The sequence below is a fragment of the Dactylosporangium sp. NPDC048998 genome, from assembly GCF_043197855.1.
GTDB lineage: Bacteria > Actinomycetota > Actinomycetes > Mycobacteriales > Micromonosporaceae > Dactylosporangium.
Genome location: NZ_JBICTV010000053.1, coordinates 14,884 through 32,747 on the forward strand (window position 1 = coordinate 14,884; position 17,864 = coordinate 32,747).

10 protein-coding genes and 1 pseudogene are annotated in these 17,864 nt (G+C 67.2%); 6 read left to right on the forward strand and 5 right to left on the reverse strand.

The features are described 5' to 3' along the window. Window positions 1–69 precede the first annotated feature (69 nt). The 3 genes from ACGFI8_RS45200 to ACGFI8_RS45210 all read right to left on the reverse strand — a co-directional run bounded on the left by ACGFI8_RS45200 (window position 70) and on the right by ACGFI8_RS45210 (window position 8,022). Window positions 70–3,426, reverse strand: coding sequence for an AAA domain-containing protein (locus ACGFI8_RS45200; RefSeq protein WP_392814592.1), 3,357 nt, complete (start codon window positions 3,424–3,426; stop codon window positions 70–72). A gap of 328 nt (window positions 3,427–3,754) precedes the next feature. Continuing rightward, entirely contained in the window at window positions 3,755–5,641 is a 1,887-nt protein-coding gene (locus ACGFI8_RS45205) for a UvrD-helicase domain-containing protein (protein ID WP_392814595.1), read from the reverse strand. After that, the gene (locus ACGFI8_RS45210) at window positions 5,638–8,022 is read right to left on the reverse strand and encodes an ATP-dependent endonuclease (RefSeq protein ID WP_392814598.1); all 2,385 of its coding nucleotides are present in this window, start codon (window positions 8,020–8,022) and stop codon (window positions 5,638–5,640) included. The genes ACGFI8_RS45205 and ACGFI8_RS45210 overlap by 4 nt, the downstream gene beginning before the upstream one ends. A 416-nt stretch (window positions 8,023–8,438) precedes the next feature. Between ACGFI8_RS45210 and ACGFI8_RS45215 the strand changes: the two genes are divergently transcribed. Next, the gene (locus ACGFI8_RS45215; RefSeq protein ID WP_392814601.1) at window positions 8,439–8,693 is read left to right on the forward strand and encodes a hypothetical protein; all 255 of its coding nucleotides are present in this window, start codon (window positions 8,439–8,441) and stop codon (window positions 8,691–8,693) included. 126 nt (window positions 8,694–8,819) lie between these two features. Further along, window positions 8,820–11,549 carry a hypothetical protein gene (locus tag ACGFI8_RS45220; protein ID WP_392814603.1) on the forward strand — a complete coding sequence of 910 codons (2,730 nt, stop codon included), beginning with the start codon at window positions 8,820–8,822 and terminating at the stop codon, window positions 11,547–11,549. A gap of 735 nt (window positions 11,550–12,284) precedes the next feature. On the opposite strand, the gene ACGFI8_RS45225 is transcribed toward ACGFI8_RS45220, so the two are convergent. Next, window positions 12,285–13,412, reverse strand: a complete 1,128-nt coding sequence (locus ACGFI8_RS45225; RefSeq protein WP_392814605.1) for a tyrosine-type recombinase/integrase — start codon at window positions 13,410–13,412, stop codon at window positions 12,285–12,287. A 517-nt stretch (window positions 13,413–13,929) separates the two neighbouring features. On the opposite strand from ACGFI8_RS45225, the gene ACGFI8_RS45230 reads away from it, so the two are divergent. Continuing rightward, complete coding sequence (locus ACGFI8_RS45230; protein ID WP_392814607.1) at window positions 13,930–14,583, forward strand: hypothetical protein; 654 nt, start codon at window positions 13,930–13,932, stop codon at window positions 14,581–14,583. Window positions 14,584–15,255: 672 nt separating this feature from the next. Here the strand turns inward: ACGFI8_RS45230 and ACGFI8_RS45235 are convergent. Next, window positions 15,256–15,885, reverse strand: a complete 630-nt coding sequence (locus tag ACGFI8_RS45235) for a hypothetical protein (RefSeq protein ID WP_392814610.1) — start codon at window positions 15,883–15,885, stop codon at window positions 15,256–15,258. A gap of 46 nt (window positions 15,886–15,931) precedes the next feature. Between ACGFI8_RS45235 and ACGFI8_RS45240 the strand changes: the two genes are divergently transcribed. From ACGFI8_RS45240 to ACGFI8_RS45250, 3 genes and pseudogenes are all read left to right on the forward strand, one after another. Further along, the gene (locus ACGFI8_RS45240; RefSeq protein ID WP_392814613.1) at window positions 15,932–16,276 is read left to right on the forward strand and encodes a hypothetical protein; all 345 of its coding nucleotides are present in this window, start codon (window positions 15,932–15,934) and stop codon (window positions 16,274–16,276) included. Between the two features lie 104 nt (window positions 16,277–16,380). Beyond that, window positions 16,381–16,902 (forward strand): hypothetical protein, encoded by a 522-nt coding sequence (locus ACGFI8_RS45245; protein ID WP_392814615.1) that lies wholly within the window; start codon window positions 16,381–16,383, stop codon window positions 16,900–16,902. 44 nt (window positions 16,903–16,946) lie between these two features. After that, window positions 16,947–17,737 (forward strand): annotated as a pseudogene (locus ACGFI8_RS45250) (IS256 family transposase); the annotation flags it as partial. Window positions 17,738–17,864 lie beyond the last annotated feature (127 nt).

Consider the following 17,864-nt stretch of genomic DNA (forward strand, 5'->3'; position numbering starts at 1 on the left):
TCGGCCCGCGCTGTCCGGACGTTCGGGCAGCGGATCGGGCCATGCGGCCCACGCACTCCGGGAATCGCGCTATCGGACGCGGCTATCGGAAGCCGCTCCACCGCGACGGTTTCCAGCGTCGACGTGACTGGTCCAGCCGCAGGGATCCGGTCTGCCGTCCGGTCGGGGCTGGGGCTTCGGCGCGTAGCAGCGCCAGTACCAGTCCTTCTTCTGCGTACGACGCAGGTCGATCTTCGTGCTGCCGCACCTGCCGCATACCGGTGGTTTGGCGAACGTCTGCGCTCGTTCGTGATGCAGCAGCTTCCGGGCGAAGCATGCGCCATGCATGACGAGCATGACCTCGCGGCTGTTGCCCTGCGACAGGGCGTTGAGGCTGCCCAGCAGCACGAGCCGCTCGTCGATGACGACGATCTTTTGGTGCAGGGTATGGACCTCGACGACGGTGCTGACCACCTGCCGGAGTTGTTGCACGTACTGCTGCGCGGCGGGACTCTTCTGGCCGGTGTCGCTGGGATCGCGGACGAATACCACGACGGTGACACCGCGCGCGACCGCGTCGGCGAAGACGGGCAGGACCGAAAGGATCCGGCCGGCGGTCCAGGGCGCCCACATCCAGATCGAGTGCTGCGCAGTGCGCAGGTGGTCGGCGAACGTGTCATAGAACTGCCGTTCGTCGTGAATGTCGGCGACACGCACATGCTGGGCGAGGATCTCGGCGAGGTCGACGCCGACCGGCCCGAGCACCGCCTCGCGGCGCGCGTCCTGTGGCGCGGCGATCCCGGCGATCAACTGGTGCGCCTTGACAGTGCGGACAGTGGTGCCCAGCCCGGCGGCGATGTGTCCGAGGGGCGTACCGGGGGCGGCTTGCTCGATGCGGGCACGGCTGCCGATCAGGTACAGCCGGGTCTTGGTGCGGGTGATCGCCACGGTGAACAGCCGGAGGCCCTCGCGGGGGAAGCCGGCCCGGTCGGCGCGGGCCTGGGCCATCCAGCGTCGGTCGGTGTGGTCCTCGACGAGGTCGAACACCACCACGTCGAACTCGCGTCCCTGGAAGCGGTGAACGGTGCCGACCTCGGTCATGTTGCCCTGGCCGGACTCGTGGTCGCGGAACGCCTCCAGGGTCGCTGCGGCCTGGTCGCGGTAGGGGGTGACCACGCCGACGTTCTCGCTGCGATTGTGGTGGTAGTCGGCCAGGACCCGGGCCAGCAGCGCGCCGACGGGCCACCACCCGCTCGTTCGGCTGGTGGCTCGCACGCGGGCGACGTCGTCCGCGCCGTCGGTGTCGATCAGGACGATCTCCGCATCGTCGGGGGCATGGGCCCGGACGTCCTGTCCGGGTTCGAGTAGGCCGTTGTAGGCGATGGCGTTGGCCAGGCCCATCACGTCAGGGCCGAATCGGTGCTGGATCGTGAGAGTGGTGCAGCCAGGGTGTGCGCGGGCCTCGGCCGCCGTCGTGATGCCGCACACCGCGAAGATGTCGCGGCGCAGCCAGTGCTGCACGGCAGGGTCTTCGCTGCGGTCGAGGCCGCTGGGGATGACGGCACCGAGTTGGAGGAAGTCGCCGAGCAGTACGGCCGTGGTGCCGGCCCGGGACACTGCCAGCAGGACTTCCGGCACCGTCGCGGCGCCGACCTCGTCGACCAGCACCACGTCGTACGGCCCGTCGAGCACGGCACTGGTCAGGCGCATCCGGGCCAGGGTGGCTGCGACCACCTTCGCTTTGGAGATCACCACGTGTTCGGCCCCGCGGCGCAGCCGGTCGAACTCTTCCTGCGCCTTCGCGTACTGCTGTTCCAACTGGGCCTTCCGCGGCGCCTGCGAGGCTGCCTGCTCCCGCAGGCGTAGCATTCGCTGGTACCGGCCGGGCAACTCGGCCTCGTTGGCCTGACGGACCGCGGTCCGGTCGTGGTCGGTGGCGCGTGGGCCGGCCTCGGCCGCGACGAGGGCGTCGTGCAGGCTCCGGTGATGGCTGTCGGCCTCGGCGGCCCGCCGCGTTGCATCGGCGTGAGCTTTCTGGGCCTCCTGCATTGCAGTCAGCCGCCGGGCAATCTCTTGTTCCGTGAACGCGACCCGGGCCCGCAGGATGGCGACCTGATTCGCGGTGTCGCGGCGGAAGCGTTCCAGCAACGAGCGATGCTCCTGAACGGCGCGCTCGGCCCGGTCTGCGTTCTCCCGCTGGGCCAGAGCGGCTGCTTGCGATCGGGTGATCGAGTGGCGGTTCCGCCACCGGGCCAGGCGGGGACCGGCGTCCAGTTCGCGCAGCGTCTCTTCCAGCCGGTCAGCGTCGGCGCGGGTTGCGAGGGCATCGACGGCAACCCGGTCCGCGGCCTGCTGGGCATCGGTGACCTGGCGATGCAGCTCGGCGATACCGGCCAGGGCGGTGCGGCTGCCGGCGGTCTGTGCCCACGCCGCCTGCGCCTCGGCGAGTTCGTCCCGCGATCGGTGCAGCGCCTGCTGGTGGGCATCGCGTTCGCCGGCGGCGGTGTGGACCTGCTCGGCGAGCCGGTGAATCCGGTCGGTCGCTGCGATTAGGGCTCGTGCGCGGGCATCGGCCTGTGGGTCGAACCCGGCGAGTGCCTCCTCCTCGGCGGCAAGCCGGTCGCCGTCGTCGCGCAGTGACACCAGTTGCCGGCTGAGTTCCTCGCGGTGCTGATCAACCGCGGCGAGCCGGCCGCGCACGAGATGGGCGAGCGACACCTGTGGGTTGGTGGCGATCTCGGCCAAGTGGGCAGTGCCGACCCGGACCAGGTCTCCCGGGGCGTGCCCGCGGTGGCGCAGCACCCCGGCAAGGGCGTTGTCGACGGCGATGTTCGTCGACGAGACGAGCAGGACCCGTTTGCCGGCCCGGACGAGGGTGTTGATCGCTTCGCTGAGCACGCGGGTCTTGCCGGTACCCGGTGGCCCCCACACCAGCCGGACCCCGGGATTCAAGCACGCGGTGTATGCCTCGCACTGCGCCGGGGAGAAGCCGTGCACCGGGCGGACTGTCCCTGGTTTCGGGGTCAGCCGGCCGGCGGCCAGATCGTGCACCAGACCGGAGTCTCCGATGGCGCGTAAACCCTCGCGCAGTTGGATGACCAGGAAGCCCTCCGGGCGGAGGCTCTGCCACAGGTACGCCTCATGCAGGTCGACAAACTCCGCCACCCGCACCCGCAACAGGCGACCGTCCTGCACCATCTCGAGCGGCGTGAACCCCTCCCCAGGCCCTGGCCGCGAGGCACCGGCTAGGCGCAGATCGTCGATCTGGTCCGGGTCGATGCGCTGGTCGCGGACATCCACGGCGTACCAGCCTGCTGCAGACTCGCGTCGAGCCAGCGCGATCATCTTCGGCCGTTGCCGGTCGCCTCGCTTCGCGTCGGCAACGCCGCCGACCATCTCGATCCAGCGTTCGACCGCCGTGCAGACCTCGTCACGCCAGTCCGGCACTCCGCACCCCCAGAGGAATGGCCCGACTGAATATCACGTGGAGGATAGCTTCGACCACTGAAGGTTAGATAGTCCCATTCGGTGTGGCCTTCGCCAGCTGTCGTCTATCGACGGCTGCGGGCTGGCACGCGGCCGGTGAGGTTCGGCCGGCTCCTGGTGATCACAGTACGGGCGTACGTGTCGGCGAGGTGTCGTAATCATCCACAGCGGACCTTGGATGTAGTTCCTGTGGGCTGCGGCGAGTACAGGGGCCGTCCGAACGGGGGACCCCCGATCGTGTGGTCCGTCACTTGTCCGGACACCGCTGAGTCGCTGTCGGTGGGCGGTGTTAGGCCTTGTGAGTGGATGTGACGGCGAGGTCGGTGAGGACTTCGTTCAGCGTCAGCGGTTGGTCGGTCAGCTGGTTGAACTTGAGGGCGAGGATCGCCGTCTCGACGTTGGCGGCGTAGATGACGACGGCGAGTTCCTCGCGGGCGCGTGAGACGCAGACATACAGCAGGCGCCGGGTTCGGTCGACCGCGTTGTCTTTGCCGCTCGCGGTGTTCTCGCGGTCCGTGGCGGACAGTTCGGTGATGCCGAGCAGCTTGTCGTACGAGAAGCTCGGAAACGGCCCTTCCGAGTCGTCAATGAGCACGACGACGCGGGAAAATTCAGCACCTTTGGTGGCGTGCTGTGTCGAGTACGGGGACTGGCTGCTGACATAGCGGAAGTAGCCGTCGAGCTCGCGGACGTCACAGGCCATGAACGCGTCGAGGATCTCCCGGGTCTTGTCGTTGATGACCTGATCGCGGTGCGGTCCTTCCGGGTCGAGGTAGCAGGCCAGTTGGGGGACCGGGTCGATCAGCCCGTTGCTGTGGGCCGTTCTGAGGGCATGGCCGATCGAGCCCGGGCCAGCGGCCGCGACGATGGTGCGCAGCGCGTCGATCGCCTCGCGGGCGGCTCCGAGCCGAGCGCGTACGACGCTCTCTGCGGTGAGGTCGCGGAGCAGGCTGCTGTGTTTGCGCAGGATCCGCAGTGCAGCGCCGTCGTTGCCGGTGTTGCACAGCGGCAGGATGACGTTGGCGAACGGTGTGATGGGCCAGGCTGTGCCGTCGACGAAGGCCGTGGCCAGCGCTGGTGGCTTCTTCGGGTGGAATGCGGTGTGCAAGCCGAGGAACCCGAGTCGGCGCGCCGCGAGTTTGTGCATCGGCACAAGGATTTTCGCGCCCCCGGGCTCGTTGCTGAGCCAGTCGGCGTTCGATGTGCGTAGCGCGAGCCAACGGCGGACGGTGTTCATGCTGTCGACGCGGTCTGCGGTTGCGGGAAGGACGAAGAAGTAGGCGTGTCCGTCCGGGGTCTGCTCGGCTGGGCGGCCGTGCTGTTGCTGGTCGCCGTCGGCTGCGGCGCGGACGCGGTTGACGACTTCGAGGACGCGCCGGGAGGAGCGGAAGTTCTCTGGTTTGGTGATAAGGGTCCAGTTCGGCTCGGCCGGTATCCGGCCGATCCCTGTGGGGTAGATCTGCTGCATGGGGTCGCCGAAGAAGCCGAGGCAGAAGTCGCCATTCACCGTGCGGTAGACGTGGGTGAGCCCGGCGACGACGGCTGCCTCGGTGTCCTGGCTCTCGTCGACGAAGATGAACGGGAAGCGTGTGGCGGCGACCTTGGCCAGTAATGGTCGCTCGATGAGCAGCTGCGGGACCATTTTCAGGATGTCGGCGTGACCGACCTGCCCTCGGCCGTAGTCGGGCCCGACGCCGTAGGTGAACGTGCGGATGGTCTTGAGCGCGGCAAGTTGTCGTTCGTACCGTGCACGGTCGTTATTCAGTGAGTCCCGTTTGGCCGGGGTCCTGGCGCTCGCGAGGCCGTCGTCGATCTCGGCGAGTTTTGTGGCGATACGCGCCTCGACCCAGGTGCCGATGTCGCGCTGGAACGGTGCGATCAGGCCCCACAGAAAGCTGTGGATTGTAGACACGTGGACCAGTGGGTCGTCGTGAACATCGCCGTGGATCTCGGCCGCGGCTCCTTCGGTGTAGGTGATACACGCGATCTGCTGGGTGCGGGAACGCAGCTGCACGCGTCGGTCCGCCGCTACATGCGCCAGTGCCTTGACCAGCGACGTGGTCTTCCCGGAACCTGCCCCGGCGGTGACGACGAAGCCCGTCTTGCCGGGCTTCGCGAGCACCTTGCGGATCTGCCGATCAGCCTCAGTGTCCGCAGCACCAGCTCGGCCGGTCACTCGCCCACCTCGTGGTCGAGCACCGGCAACGTGACGACGGCAGACGCGTCGACGACAACCCGCTGGCGCAGCCACCGCAGGCCATCAACGATGTACTGCGGTCCGAGCCAGTCATCGAGGTTCTTGGTGATGAGTGCGAGCGCGAAGTCAGTCTTGTCGAAGGCTCTGACCCGGTTGTGGATCTTCTGATGGAGCTCGTCCAGCGTCATGCTCGCCGCTTTCGGAACACGCAGGCGGAGGTCGGCCTGCGCGGGATCCTGGCACCAGACGAGATTCTGCAGCGCGAACGCCTCTTCGAAGGTCCGGCCGGCCGGGTGTGCTGTGGCGCCGCCCCACGTCACCGTCTGACGGGTCTGGTACGCGATACGGATATGTCCACGGCTGCCACTGGGGGTGGGTGGGCACTTCTCATCTTCGCCGAGATCGAGCAGTTCGTCGATGGCGCGGATGCCCGGGATCCAGGTCGCCAGCGTCTCGTTGCTCGTGACGGCTCCTGCGACGGTGGTCATGCACGCTTTCCGTCCGTCCGCCTCTTCGTCCGGGTCCTGCTCACTCGTGTTCGAGGCTGCCCCGTGGACACTGTCGATGTCAGTGACGACCAGCGCTGGAAGTCCGAGGAAGTCCAGCAGCTCGCGGAATTTGTGCGTGAAGGCCCCGCCAACCTCGAGGATGGTGAGATGACTCGACTGCAGCTCAGGCGCTGACTGCTGGATGATCAGCGGCAGCACGAGGCGTTCGACGTTGCCCTCGACCAGGATCGCCGCATCGGCGAAGAACAGGTCGCAATGCGTCAGCCGGAGGTACTGCCGCAGGAAGTGCCGGGTCGCGTCACTAGTCGTGCCCTGAAACGTCATCAGGTCCTTGACGTCGGTATGGTGCACGTTGCCGTCCGCGCCGGCCCGTTTGAAGTACCGGATCGGCTCGAACGACTTCTCGTAAATGATGTGCGCCGAATGGGTCGTCACCACCATCTGCGTGGTGAACGCCGAATCCACCGGCGGCAGGATCTCACGGATCTTCCGGATGAAGACCTGCTGCAGCTGCGCGTGCAGATGTGCCTCAGGCTCTTCGATGAACACCAGATGGATCGGCGGGCGCTCACCCTCGGCGTCGATCCACCGGTGATGGAAGTCCAGCACCTCGACTACCATGAAAATCAGGTTCTTGAACCCCAAGCCGTTGTACTGGTCGGGCAATGTCCGCTCCGGCGTACTCGCGGGCCCGTCGCCTGCAGCCGGCAGCGCGTAGTGCACCCGGGCACCGCTGCTGAGGATCGTGTGCGGATTCAACGCGGCCTTCACCATCAGGCGCGGATGGACGAAGCCCGGATAGCCAAGATCGGCGAGCTTGTCCAACGTCGGCTCGAACGCCTTCTCATAGTGGGCGTTGAGGCGGCTCTCGGAGTCGGCGATAGCGGCGGCAGCCTTGAGATCATGCTCATGCTGCTCAAGATGCCGAGCGTAGAAGCCGCTCAGCTTGCGTGACAGGTTCTCGGAACGGCCACGGCTCTCCCCATCGACGAGGTGACGCTGAGCGTCGAGAAAGTCGACGCAGATGAGCCCGTCCAGCTTCACGCCGAGGCCGCTCTCGCTGCCGCCGAAGACATCCGGCACGTAGCCGTCGACAGGCTCACCGTGCTCGTCGCAGCGAGACGCGTCGAGGACCGCATACGTGATCTGAAACTCGCGCTGCAGCTCCTGGGTCAGGTACTCCGTCAGGGTCTGCGGCCACGGCGCGTAAACCGAGCCCTCGGGAGGGTCCGTAGCCAGCGCCCTGTCGTGGCACTCCACGAAGTTCTCGATGAGCGACTTGGCGTTCTTGGGCTGGTATGCAAGCCGGACACCTACTAGTCCTGACTCCCAAGCCAGGTCCGGGAGGAAGTCGACCACGCGATGCAGGTTCACTTCGTCGCCGGTAAGGTCCAGCCAGATGTCAAGCTCGATCTGGGGGAGTCGCACGTCCGGGTCATCGACGGACGGGTCGAACGCATCGAACTCAGCCCAGCAGTCAGCGGTGAAATCGTAGAGCTGGAACCGCCCCTTCTCCGATCCCAGGAACAATCGGAAAACCTGCGCAGCGGACGTCTTCCCGCTGTTGTTCGCCCCGACGAACACCGTCGTATCGACATCTAGATCGATGCCGACGTTACGCAACCGCCGGAAGTTCCTCACGCGGAACGATTTGACGCGCACGCGCACCTGCCCACACAGAAAGTCGATCAACCACACCATAGGTGTCTTCGCATGCACCTTCAGCCGTGGAATAATCATCCCATTGCGGACTTCGCCGAAATCGAAGCAGGTGGGAGCAGGCAAAGCATCGACATCCTTCGGGCCGGGCCGCATCGGTAATGCCGGAACGGATATGAATGCGCGGCCCATCGGCTGACCTCTTCCGAGGCATGGAGGCGCTGATCAGTACGCCTGTATCAGGGATATCAGTGATCCGCCCGGATGTCGGCTTGTCACTCCGCGACTGCGCTGCCGATGGCGTGGCTGGTCATTACCAAGCCCGACGGGCGCGTCTGATCGGCCTGCAGCGGCGCGTGGAGTCTGGCGACGTATCCGGTGTCGGACGGTGAACCCGAACTGCGGCATGTCCGGAAGCCGCCGAGGCGTGAGTGCTCGACGAGGCGCTCCACAGGTCGCTGGACGAAACGCCGACCGGCGCCGGCGCGGGCGGCAAGCCGCGGTTCGCGGCGCATCACTGAGGCGGACGCACGGGATGATTGCCCGGGAGGCGCTCACCGCGGCGCGCTCGCGCCTGTCCCCAACGCCCGGCACGCCGGGGCCCCGGCGTGCCGCTGCCCGTCGGGTGTTTCGACCTGCTCTTGAAGGCCGATTACGACCTGCGCAAGGAGGCCGACCGGATCGGCCTGGCGGCCTGCATCCGCGACACCGGCCACCTGATCCGCCGGCTGCCCGACAAGGCGACCGCCGTGGACCTGCTGCTGGACGTCGTGCGTCGCCTGCACGCCGACCAGCCCGAGGCCACTCGCTGGCGGGAACCCATGGCCCGGCACTGGTTCGGCGCGACCGTGCGGGCCGCCTGACGAAGATCGGCACCGCCTGGTGAGCGGCCTGCTCAGCAGGGACCCGACCTGGCCGGAGCGGCCATCCGCGCCTGCGTGGGCCATGTGAGCCCACCGCTGGCCTGGCTATCCGAGGTGGAACCAGCGATGGGCGAGGACCTCCGGGAGCACTACCTGTCGGCGCTGCGCCGGCAGGCCCGCGAGGGAGGCCAGCGCACGCTTGACGACCTCTACGATGGCGTGGTGGAGGGTGGGTTACCGGCGCAGGTCGCGCTGGCGGACAATCGCGTTGTGACGATGCCCGAGCCGGTCGACGATGCCCAGAAGCTCGCTCTGACGGCGATCTGGGATTTCCTGGTCCGCGATGGCCGCTGGCCCACGTTCCACGAGCTCGATCAGCGGCTTAACCGAGAGCACGACCTCGACGCGGCACAGTTACTTCCTCGGGTGCCGCCAGGCCTCCTCTACGGCGTCGGCCACGGCAGCAACGTGTTTATCGGTACGGAAACCCGGGTCGGGCTGACGATCGCGGGCGCCGCGGCGACCGGACGGGCACAGCGCGAGCTTGGTCTTTTCCTCGATATCGTGCGCTACGCGGTCGAACTGGAACGCGATTTCGACCCGCCGACCGACAACCCTCATCTGCGGCCGGTTCTGACCGCTACCGACGCAGCGGAGCTACTCGGCCTCACGTCGGCGCTGGACCAGGAGGTGCTCAATCGGCTCGGTGCGCTCCTTGTGACGGAGCAGTGGGGATCCACTGGTTTCGGGGGTGTCGGGTCTGCCTCCTGGCAGGCCTCGATCGGCCGGGAGGTTCGCAGGTTCCGGCGGGTCGAGAATCTGGACAGGTATTGGGAGCTGCGACCGAAGTTCTGGGAACCCAATTCCCGGCCGACAGCGCCCAACCCGGGGCAGGCAGCGCCGTCGACACAAGGATCCGGTGACGTGCTTGCCCCCGCTGTCGCCGCTGTCGCCTCTGCCGCCTCGGCCGGCCGCGAGTCGCACGCTGGCGGTGCTGACGGATCCGGAGGAGCCGCAGACCGCGTCGATGTGCTGATCATCGCGGCGTTGCGGGAGGAGCTGGAGGCCGCTCGCGACGCCGCGCTGGCCGCCGACCCGGACGGTTCTGGCGTAGCCCGGTGGGAGCCTCGGAGTCAGGACGGTTTGCCGTATTTGTGGGGTGTGTACCGCGTCACCGGTGGACGCCGGTTCACCGTGGCGCTGGCGAGGCCGACCCAGATGGGCGGCCGGGTGACGGGGACGTTCGCCGCGACGATCGCTGACCGTCTGCGTCCGGCAGCGCTGGCCATGTCCGGGGTGTGCGCCGGTAATCCTGAGGAGACGGCACTGGGTGACGTCGTGGTCGGTGAGCCGGTCTACGAGTGGGATGAGGGCAAACGCTCACCGGCAGGCTTCCAAGGCGATCACCGGCAACTCTCGATGGACGTCGCCTGGTTGCGTGCCGCTCAGGAGTTCGATCCCACCGGTTTGTCCAGCTACGGCGACGCCACCGACGAGGAGGCGATGCTGTGGGTCTTGGAGCAGCTGCACCGGGAGCAGCAGCCCCGTAACCATCCCGCACGCGAAGCCTACTTCCCGGCCGGGACCTGGAAGCCGCGCCTGGACCGTCTCGAGAAAGACGGCTTCATCGTCCGCGACGCGGCCGGCAGGCCGACGCTGACTACTGCCGGGACCGATCGTGTGCAACAGCGGCTGTACGAGGAGGTCGACGGCCCGCAGCAACTGCCGTTCCGGGTCATGGCCTCCCCGATGGCCAGCGGCAGCTCGGTCATCTCCGACTCCAAACAGTGGGCGGATCTGAAGGCGATGGGCGTCCGGAAGATCACCGCGATCGAAATGGAGGCCGCGACGATCGCGACCATCGCCCAACAGCGTCGCCTGCCGTGGCTGGTCGCCAAGGGCGTGATGGATCACGCCGACACCAAGAAGGACGACCGTTACAAGCAGTTCGCCGCCCGAGCCTCGGCGCAGGTGATGTTCAAGCTGCTCGCCGAGCTGGTGCCCGGCGAGGCCGTCGCAACGCCGGACGTGATCGACTCCGCCGAACGACCGGCCGCGTTCGGCGTTGCCGTCGGCGCGCCCGTCCGCGTCTCCCCTCCAACTGCGGCGGACGTCAGGTCGCTGCTGGATGGGCTCGCCACGACCGATCCCACGCCGGACGCCGCCGGACGGAAGAACGGGCGTCTCGTCCTCGTCGTCCACCCGGCGGGCACGGCGGTGGACGCGCTCGCCGAGGTCAGCAGCACGGCTGCGGCCGGTGAGCTGAACGCCGCGATCCAGCGCGCGATCACCGCCCGCGGTGGACCGTCCTTCTCCCCTGATCTCGGTAAGGGGATGTGGCGGCGCAGCAGCAATGGCATGGTCAGCGAGAGCGGAGTGCGCGAGGACGGCTCGGTCCGGGAGGACCAGTTGCTGGTCGTGAAGATCGCGGAGAACGGACAGATCGGAGTGATCTGCGGCCGTGCGACTGCCATGGCGCCCCCGAAGTGGCGTCGGCTCGGGGATACGAGCGTGCCCGATCTGCAACGCGTGATCCTGCCGGCCCTGGTGATCGGACTCGTACACGGCACACTGCGGCTCGCCGGCGACCTCGCGCAGCGCTATGCCGAATACGACGGCCCCTGGGGCATCGGCGTACGCCTCAGCGGCATCCGAGGCGCGATCGCCTACGACCACCTGGAGAACGGTGACGAGGACACGGTGCCGCCGTATGACGATGACACGTACGAACGAACCCTCACCGCGGATACTGCTGCGCTGTCCACCACGCCGGACGCGCTCACCGGCCAATTGCTAGGAGCCCTGTTCCGCGGGCTGAGCATCGAGAATCGCTACCTGCCGCAGCCGAAGGCCTGAACCAAACTTTCGGCTGCGGCGGACGGCTGCCGACGATGCACCACGCGGACAACGACAAGTTCAAGCGCATACGACACTTGCGACCACTCCTGACGGGCAGATCCTACCCGCCACACTCGAGCCATGATCACCGTTCCGGACACCGCCGCCCAGGTAACCATGATCAAGTGCGTGTTTCGACCTTGTACGGGCGCCGGCGATCTTTTGATTGCCCGTTGAACGTGCCGATGCGCGTCCGGTGCGATGTGTACTGCTCCTGGTGATCACAGTACGGGCGTACGTGTCGGCGGTGTGTCGTGATCGTCCACAGTAGATCTTTGCTCGTGGCCTGGCGGGACGGGACGAGTCATGGGGTCGCTGAGCGGCGTGCTGACCGTCGAAACCGTGAAACCGCAGTTCAGCGCGGTCCCCGGGTCGGATCATTGCACGCGTTGACGCGCTCGGCGTGACGGCAAAGCCGCAGGTCACGGCGCTGGGGGATGGGTAACAGTACGCCCGTACGGGACAAAACTCGTGTCGCTCCACGAGCACTGCATCGATGGGTGTAAACAAAAAAGGCCAGCTGAGCTGGCCTTTTACTACGTCGGGACAGCGGGATTTGAACCCACGACCCCTTGACCCCCAGTAGCCGGAGGCCCCAGCGACGTGCTCAGCAACGTTCTCCCAGGTCGCTTCAAGCATAAACCGGCCGAGTAAAGGGGTCCGTGATTTGGTGCCGCGCTGGCATTGATGTGGTCATGCCGCCTGTAGGTCGGGTGCGGTGCCGTCGTCCATGCGGGTTGCGGTTGGTGTGATGAGTTGGGCGAGGTCGTGGGCGGCTTGTTGGCGGCGTTGGGCGTTGATGCGGGTGTAGTAGCGCATGAGGGTTGCTGGGTCGTGGCCGAGGCGTTCGGCGACTTCGGGGATGCCGTAGCCGAGGTCGAGGAGGTTGGAGGCGAGGAGGTGGCGGATCTGGTGCGGTCCGATCGGGCGGACCCCCGCGGCTCGGGCGAGTTGGTTGAATCGGTTGCTGAGGTTGTCGGGTCGGAGTGGTTGGCCGCGTCGTCCGAGGAATATGTGGCCGGAGACGAGCGCCGCCCTCCCGGATGGTCTGGTGTTGGTCAGTGCGGTGAGGGTGGTCGGGTCGAGGATCAGGGTGCGGGTGCCGTTGTGGGACTTGGGTGGCTTCTCCCGCACTTGGCTGGTGGGGTCTTCCACAACGCGTTGCCGGCGGACGGTCAGCGCGGCGAGGTCCGGTTCCAGGTCGCACCATTGCAGGCCGCACAGTTCGCCGCGGCGCAGGCCGGTGGTGAGCAGGAGTCGCCAGAGTGGGTAGAGCCGGTCGCTGGTGGTGCGGTTGAGGAAGGTGCGTGCTTCGGTGAGGGTCCAGACCGGTCGTAGGTCGTCGGTTTCCCGGGGTTTGCGGGCGCCGAGGGTGCGGCCGGTCTGCTCGCCGAACGCTTTGGCGAGGACGAGGTGCAGGGTTCGTAGGGTGGTGCGGGAGTAGCCGGCGGCCTCGAGGTGCTGGTAGGCGCGTTCGGTCATGCGTGCGCTGAGCCGTGACGCGCGGACCCGGCCAATGTGCGGATAGATCAGGTTGAGCAGGCGGCCGTAGTTGTAGACAGTGTTGGGCTGCAGTTCCTGTGCCCGGGCGGTGAGCCAGTCCTCGCACAGTGTCTGCACGGTGTCGGACAGCCGTAGCCGCGGGCGTTGTGCATCGCGTTGCCGACTCAGCCGCCGGTACTCGGCCAGGGCGGCCTGCGGCGTGACGAATCCGCTGCGTCGGGCCTGCATCCGCACCCCGGTCCGGTCGCGACCAAGTTCCAGCCGGAATTCAAACAACCCGGTCGCTGGGTTCCGTACGATCGCATCGACATCGGCCATGACAACCTCCGCCGTCCGCTGATGTGGCCCGGAGCTGGGCCGTCTTCTTCATAGGACCGCTGTGGGGAGGAATTCACAACCGCGATCCCTTCTATCGGAGGAACCCCTAATTGGGTGATCCGGCGCGCGACGCACACGTGGTCACAGCCAGGCCGGGCTTGCCATTGGGTGGCGCCAGCGCGATCGGGTCCTGGCGGCCGGGCGTGCCGGTCCAAGGCGCATCGACCAGCCCCCGATGATCACGTAAAGTATTTCTATAGCTACATATGACTATTTGGATTTAGGTGGTGGTCTCTCGGTGGCCGGAAGTAGCCACAACGGCGCATGCGCCGCCGCCGTGGGACACGTCTGCCGGTGCACCGGATGTGCCGGCGCGCTTCACGGCTGGCAAGGCTGGGTGGACTTAGCGGCCGATGAACCCGAGGTCCGCGATGCGCGCCGGAGGGTGCTTGAGGCCAAAGCGGCTTCGGCTCGTAGCTCCAAGCAACTCCGTTCCGTGTACTCGGACCTCGCTCGGTTGGATATCACCGACTACTTGGCCAGGGGTGCGCGGCCGGAGGGTTCGGCGGGTGCGGCGGAGATGTCTGACGGTGCCGGCGGTCAGGCTGGCCCGTTGTCGGAGCTCGACCAGGTGGTTCTGCTTGCCCGCAGCACAATGGCTGACACCTGGCGGAAGATCGAGCCTGAACTCGACCGGGTCGTGCCGACAGGAGTGGACGCCGGGCTTGTCAGGCGGGAGATGGCCAGCCACATCTGGTGCGATCTCCTGATCGCTATCGTCCGGCTCCTCCAGCGTGTGCAGGATGCTGTCGACCTCCTGTCGGAGAAGTCCAAGGGCTTCGCCAAGCGGGTGCTCCTGGACTCGTCGAAGAAGGGTCTACGGAGGCATGTCGCCGAGGCTGTCGTCGACCTCCTACTCGGTAAGGTCTGGTCCGCGCTTCGCGGACTGGTGGCCGTCAAGCTGCCCATCCTTGGGCCGGGCGTGTTGCGGGCAATCCGGATGTTGGCTGTATTCACATGCCCTGCACCGGAGGAGCACCGCGAAGTGCACAGGCACGCCGTCGTCCCGCTGATGAACGACGCCCGCGGCATCATCTCCGACGATGTGAAGGCTCACGTCCTGGCTCTAGTGCCGAGGTTGTGGCGGCGCGACGCCGCGAACGCGGAGTGACTTCGGCAGCTTCTGTAGGGGTGGCCTCCTCGGCTTGGCTCCGCAACGGGCCCGCCGACGCCGTCGTTGTCTGGCGGAGTTGTCGGCTGAACGGCTCGCTGGGAATTCCGTCGTACTCAAGGTGGTCATGGTGCCCGGCATGATCACCTGCACTCTTTTCGAGATCGGCTCGATGCTCTTCCCGCCGGCCAGGTCGTCAGACGATCACTTGCCGACTTCGGCGCGCTCGATGCGGGCGTCCGGGAACTGCAACGCCGCAGCGCTTGGCCTCACGCCTGGACGCAGGTGTATGAGGTTGGCCGGGCGGCATGGCTCGCCGTGTTCGTCGCCGTCCACAACGGCGCGACAGTAGAACTGGCGCTCCTGGCCGGCAGGAACTCGGACTGCGCCGTGCCGCCCGTACTGTGCGCGGCGGACAGATGACCACCGAGCGGGGCATGGCAGTCACGTTGCAGTCATCTACGGTCACCACCCCTTCTTCCGGCTGGTCCGCCTCCGACACCGGCTGCGTCACGACGCTCTCACCCGCCGACCCGGGCATTCACCCGGTCGAGCCGAGCGGCAGCCTCGTCGAAGCCGTGATCGACCTCGTCGACTGCGGTGCCCCCTTCTCTACTGTGCTTATGCTCGCCTCCTCGCCGGACTGCGCCCGTTGCGAGCACTCTCCACCCGCTACCGGAACACATCAGCGAAGGTGTACGCGAGGGTCAAAGCGGCCTGGTTTCCGGCGGTGGCGAACGTGGCCAAGAGGTGACGGAACGCCGGAGTGCCGTGCTCGTCGAACAGCACGAGCGGCCGCTGTTCGGTCAGGAGTCGTTCGAGGTAGGGGATGACCAGGTCCCCTGCGAGCGATTCACCGGCGTACGGACCGTCAGCCGGGATCGCGTCGGCGATGGCACGCAGCGCCCGAGCCTCATCGAGTGGCGCAAGAAAGATCATCGTTTCGACGACTGCATGAATACAGTGCGGGAGCCGGAGCATGGCGCATCTGGCGAGGACGGGGAATGCAAGATCTGCGAAACGTGCGAGGTCATCGCGGCCCGGGGGTGGGCTACCCTGCTTGGCGTTGAAGGCGCCGCTGGCGAAGTAGATTTGCTGCGCGATCTCGTCGGCAACCCTGGCGGCGCCTCGGAGTTCGGCGACCTGTTCGTCCGGAAGGTTCGCGCCTGCCAGATGCTCGGCCGGGCTGCGGGTCCATCGAGTCAGGGCGGCCGCTGCGGCGGTGTCGAGGAGACGGAACGCGCGTGGCTGCGCGACAGTGCCCGGGGACTTTAGATGGTGACGCGCGTGTTGTATGAACACTTGAACGCTTGGTGCGTGGGCAGGGGCTTCTGTGCACCAGCGTTCGATGAGCCGTGACGCGAACGGCGTGTGCGGGACCAGCGCCACGAGCGACTGGTCGTACCCCGAGCGGATCATGGGTTGGGCCCACACCTCGGTGATCCTGCCGGACTACGCGGACGGCGGTAGGTGGAAGTCGACCTACACCACGGCCTTGTGGCAGGGCTCCACGGAGCTGGGTCCGTTCCTGGCGGCGCAGCCGCCGCAAACCATCGCCTGCGTGGCGACCGTGAACCGGTGCGACCCGGCGGCGCCGCCGCACAAGTCGACCGACCCCGACTACGCGAACGAGCCAGCCGGACCGTGCCAGGAGAACGACCTCACGCGGTGTGCTGGTGGCACCAATCGGTAAGCCGGCTTCCGGACTGCCCGGCGAAGTGCGGCCAGGAGCGCCGCACATACACAACGGTCGAACCCCGCCCGCTCGCCAGCAACATCTATCCCGAGCAGTGCAACGTGGTCGGCCTGCCGGGCACGGCGATCATCATCGACGACATCGACACGAACAAGCCGCTGGGACCGGACGGCTGCGCCCCGGTGGCGAGCGGCGGCAAGCTCACGTGGAAGTTCGGCTCCGCCAGCAGCGCGGCCGGCACCATCTATCCGTCCAAAGTGGACTTTCACCAGATCGGCGCCGGCTTCGGCGGGCACTTCTGGTTCGCCCACACGCAGCAGTCCTTCAAGACGAGTCTGCAGGTGACCGGAACCTGGACGCCGACCAACCGGCTCAACGGGTGGTACCAGGTCATGGTGCACCTGCCGGACAACGGGGCGTGGACACAGCAGGCGCACTACGTCATCCACACCGGCGGCGGTCAGGCGACTGACCGGGAGCGGTTCCTACCCACCAACCGGAGCAATGCTCGAAACCTGTGGATGAGCGTCGGGAGGCGTACCCTCCCGACGAGTCCGATCCAGGAATCGAGTAAGGCCCGCGCGCCAACGCGGGTCGGGAAGGTACGCCCGTGCTCACCGTAGTCAACCCCGAGGATGCCGCGCCAGCCACCACGCCAGCCACTGCGGTGGGCGCTGTGCCGGTCCCGGCCACGGTCGGCGGGTCGCTCATCGACGAGATCGTGCGCGACGGCGCCCGGCGGATGCTCGCCGCGGCGTTGGAGGCCGAGGTCGCCGCCTACATCGCCGCCCATACCGACCAGCTGGACGAGCGGGGCCGGCGCCTCGTCGTGCGCAACGGTCACGCCCAGCCGCGGCAGGTGCTCACCTCGGCCGGGCGGTGGAGGTGGCTGCACCACGGGTCAACGACAAGCGCGTCGATGAGGTCACCGGTGAGCGGAAGCGGTTCACTTCGGCGATCCTGCCGGCGTGGTGCCGCAAGTCACCGAAGATCACCGAGGTGCTGCCGTTGCTGTACCTGCACGGGCTGTCCTCGAAGGACTTCGTGCCCGCCCTGGAGAGCTTCCTGGGTACCGGGTCGGGCCTGTCCGCGGCCGTGATCACCCGGCTCACCACCCAGTGGCAGGACGAGGCCCGCACGTTCAACGACCGCGACCTGTCCATTGTGGACTACGTGTATCTGTGGGCCGACGGGGTCCACCTCAACGTGCGTCTGGACGAAGAGAAGCTGTGCCTGCTCGTCATGATCGGCGTACGGGTGGACGGCACCAAAGAGCTCGTCGCCCTCGCCGAGGGCTACCGGGAGTCGGCCGGGTCGTGGGCCGACCTGCTCCGCGACTGCAAACGCCGCGGCATGCGCGCCCCGGTCCTCGCGATCGGCGACGGCGCGCTGGGATTCTGGTCGGCGCTACGCGAGGTGTTCCCCGACACCCGGGAACAGCGCTGCTGGTTCCACAGGACCCGTAAAGAATCAACTTGTTCTTTTCTATCGTAACCATTCAGCAGGTTCTTGCTGGCGGGTCTTGATCTTGGTGGGTGTTCTGGACCATCCTGGGTGGCGTGTCCGACTCGCTGCCGGTTGCCGA

Coding starts and splice junctions, on each gene's coding strand:
- ACGFI8_RS45240 (WP_392814613.1), top strand. CDS start 15,932: ATGAGCCGTGACGCGAACGGCGTGTGCGGGACCAGCGCCACGAGCGAC.
- ACGFI8_RS45225 (WP_392814605.1), bottom strand. CDS start 13,412: ATGGCCGATGTCGATGCGATCGTACGGAACCCAGCGACCGGGTTGTTT.
- ACGFI8_RS45210 (WP_392814598.1), bottom strand. CDS start 8,022: ATGGGCCGCGCATTCATATCCGTTCCGGCATTACCGATGCGGCCCGGC.
- ACGFI8_RS45220 (WP_392814603.1), top strand. CDS start 8,820: ATGGGCGAGGACCTCCGGGAGCACTACCTGTCGGCGCTGCGCCGGCAG.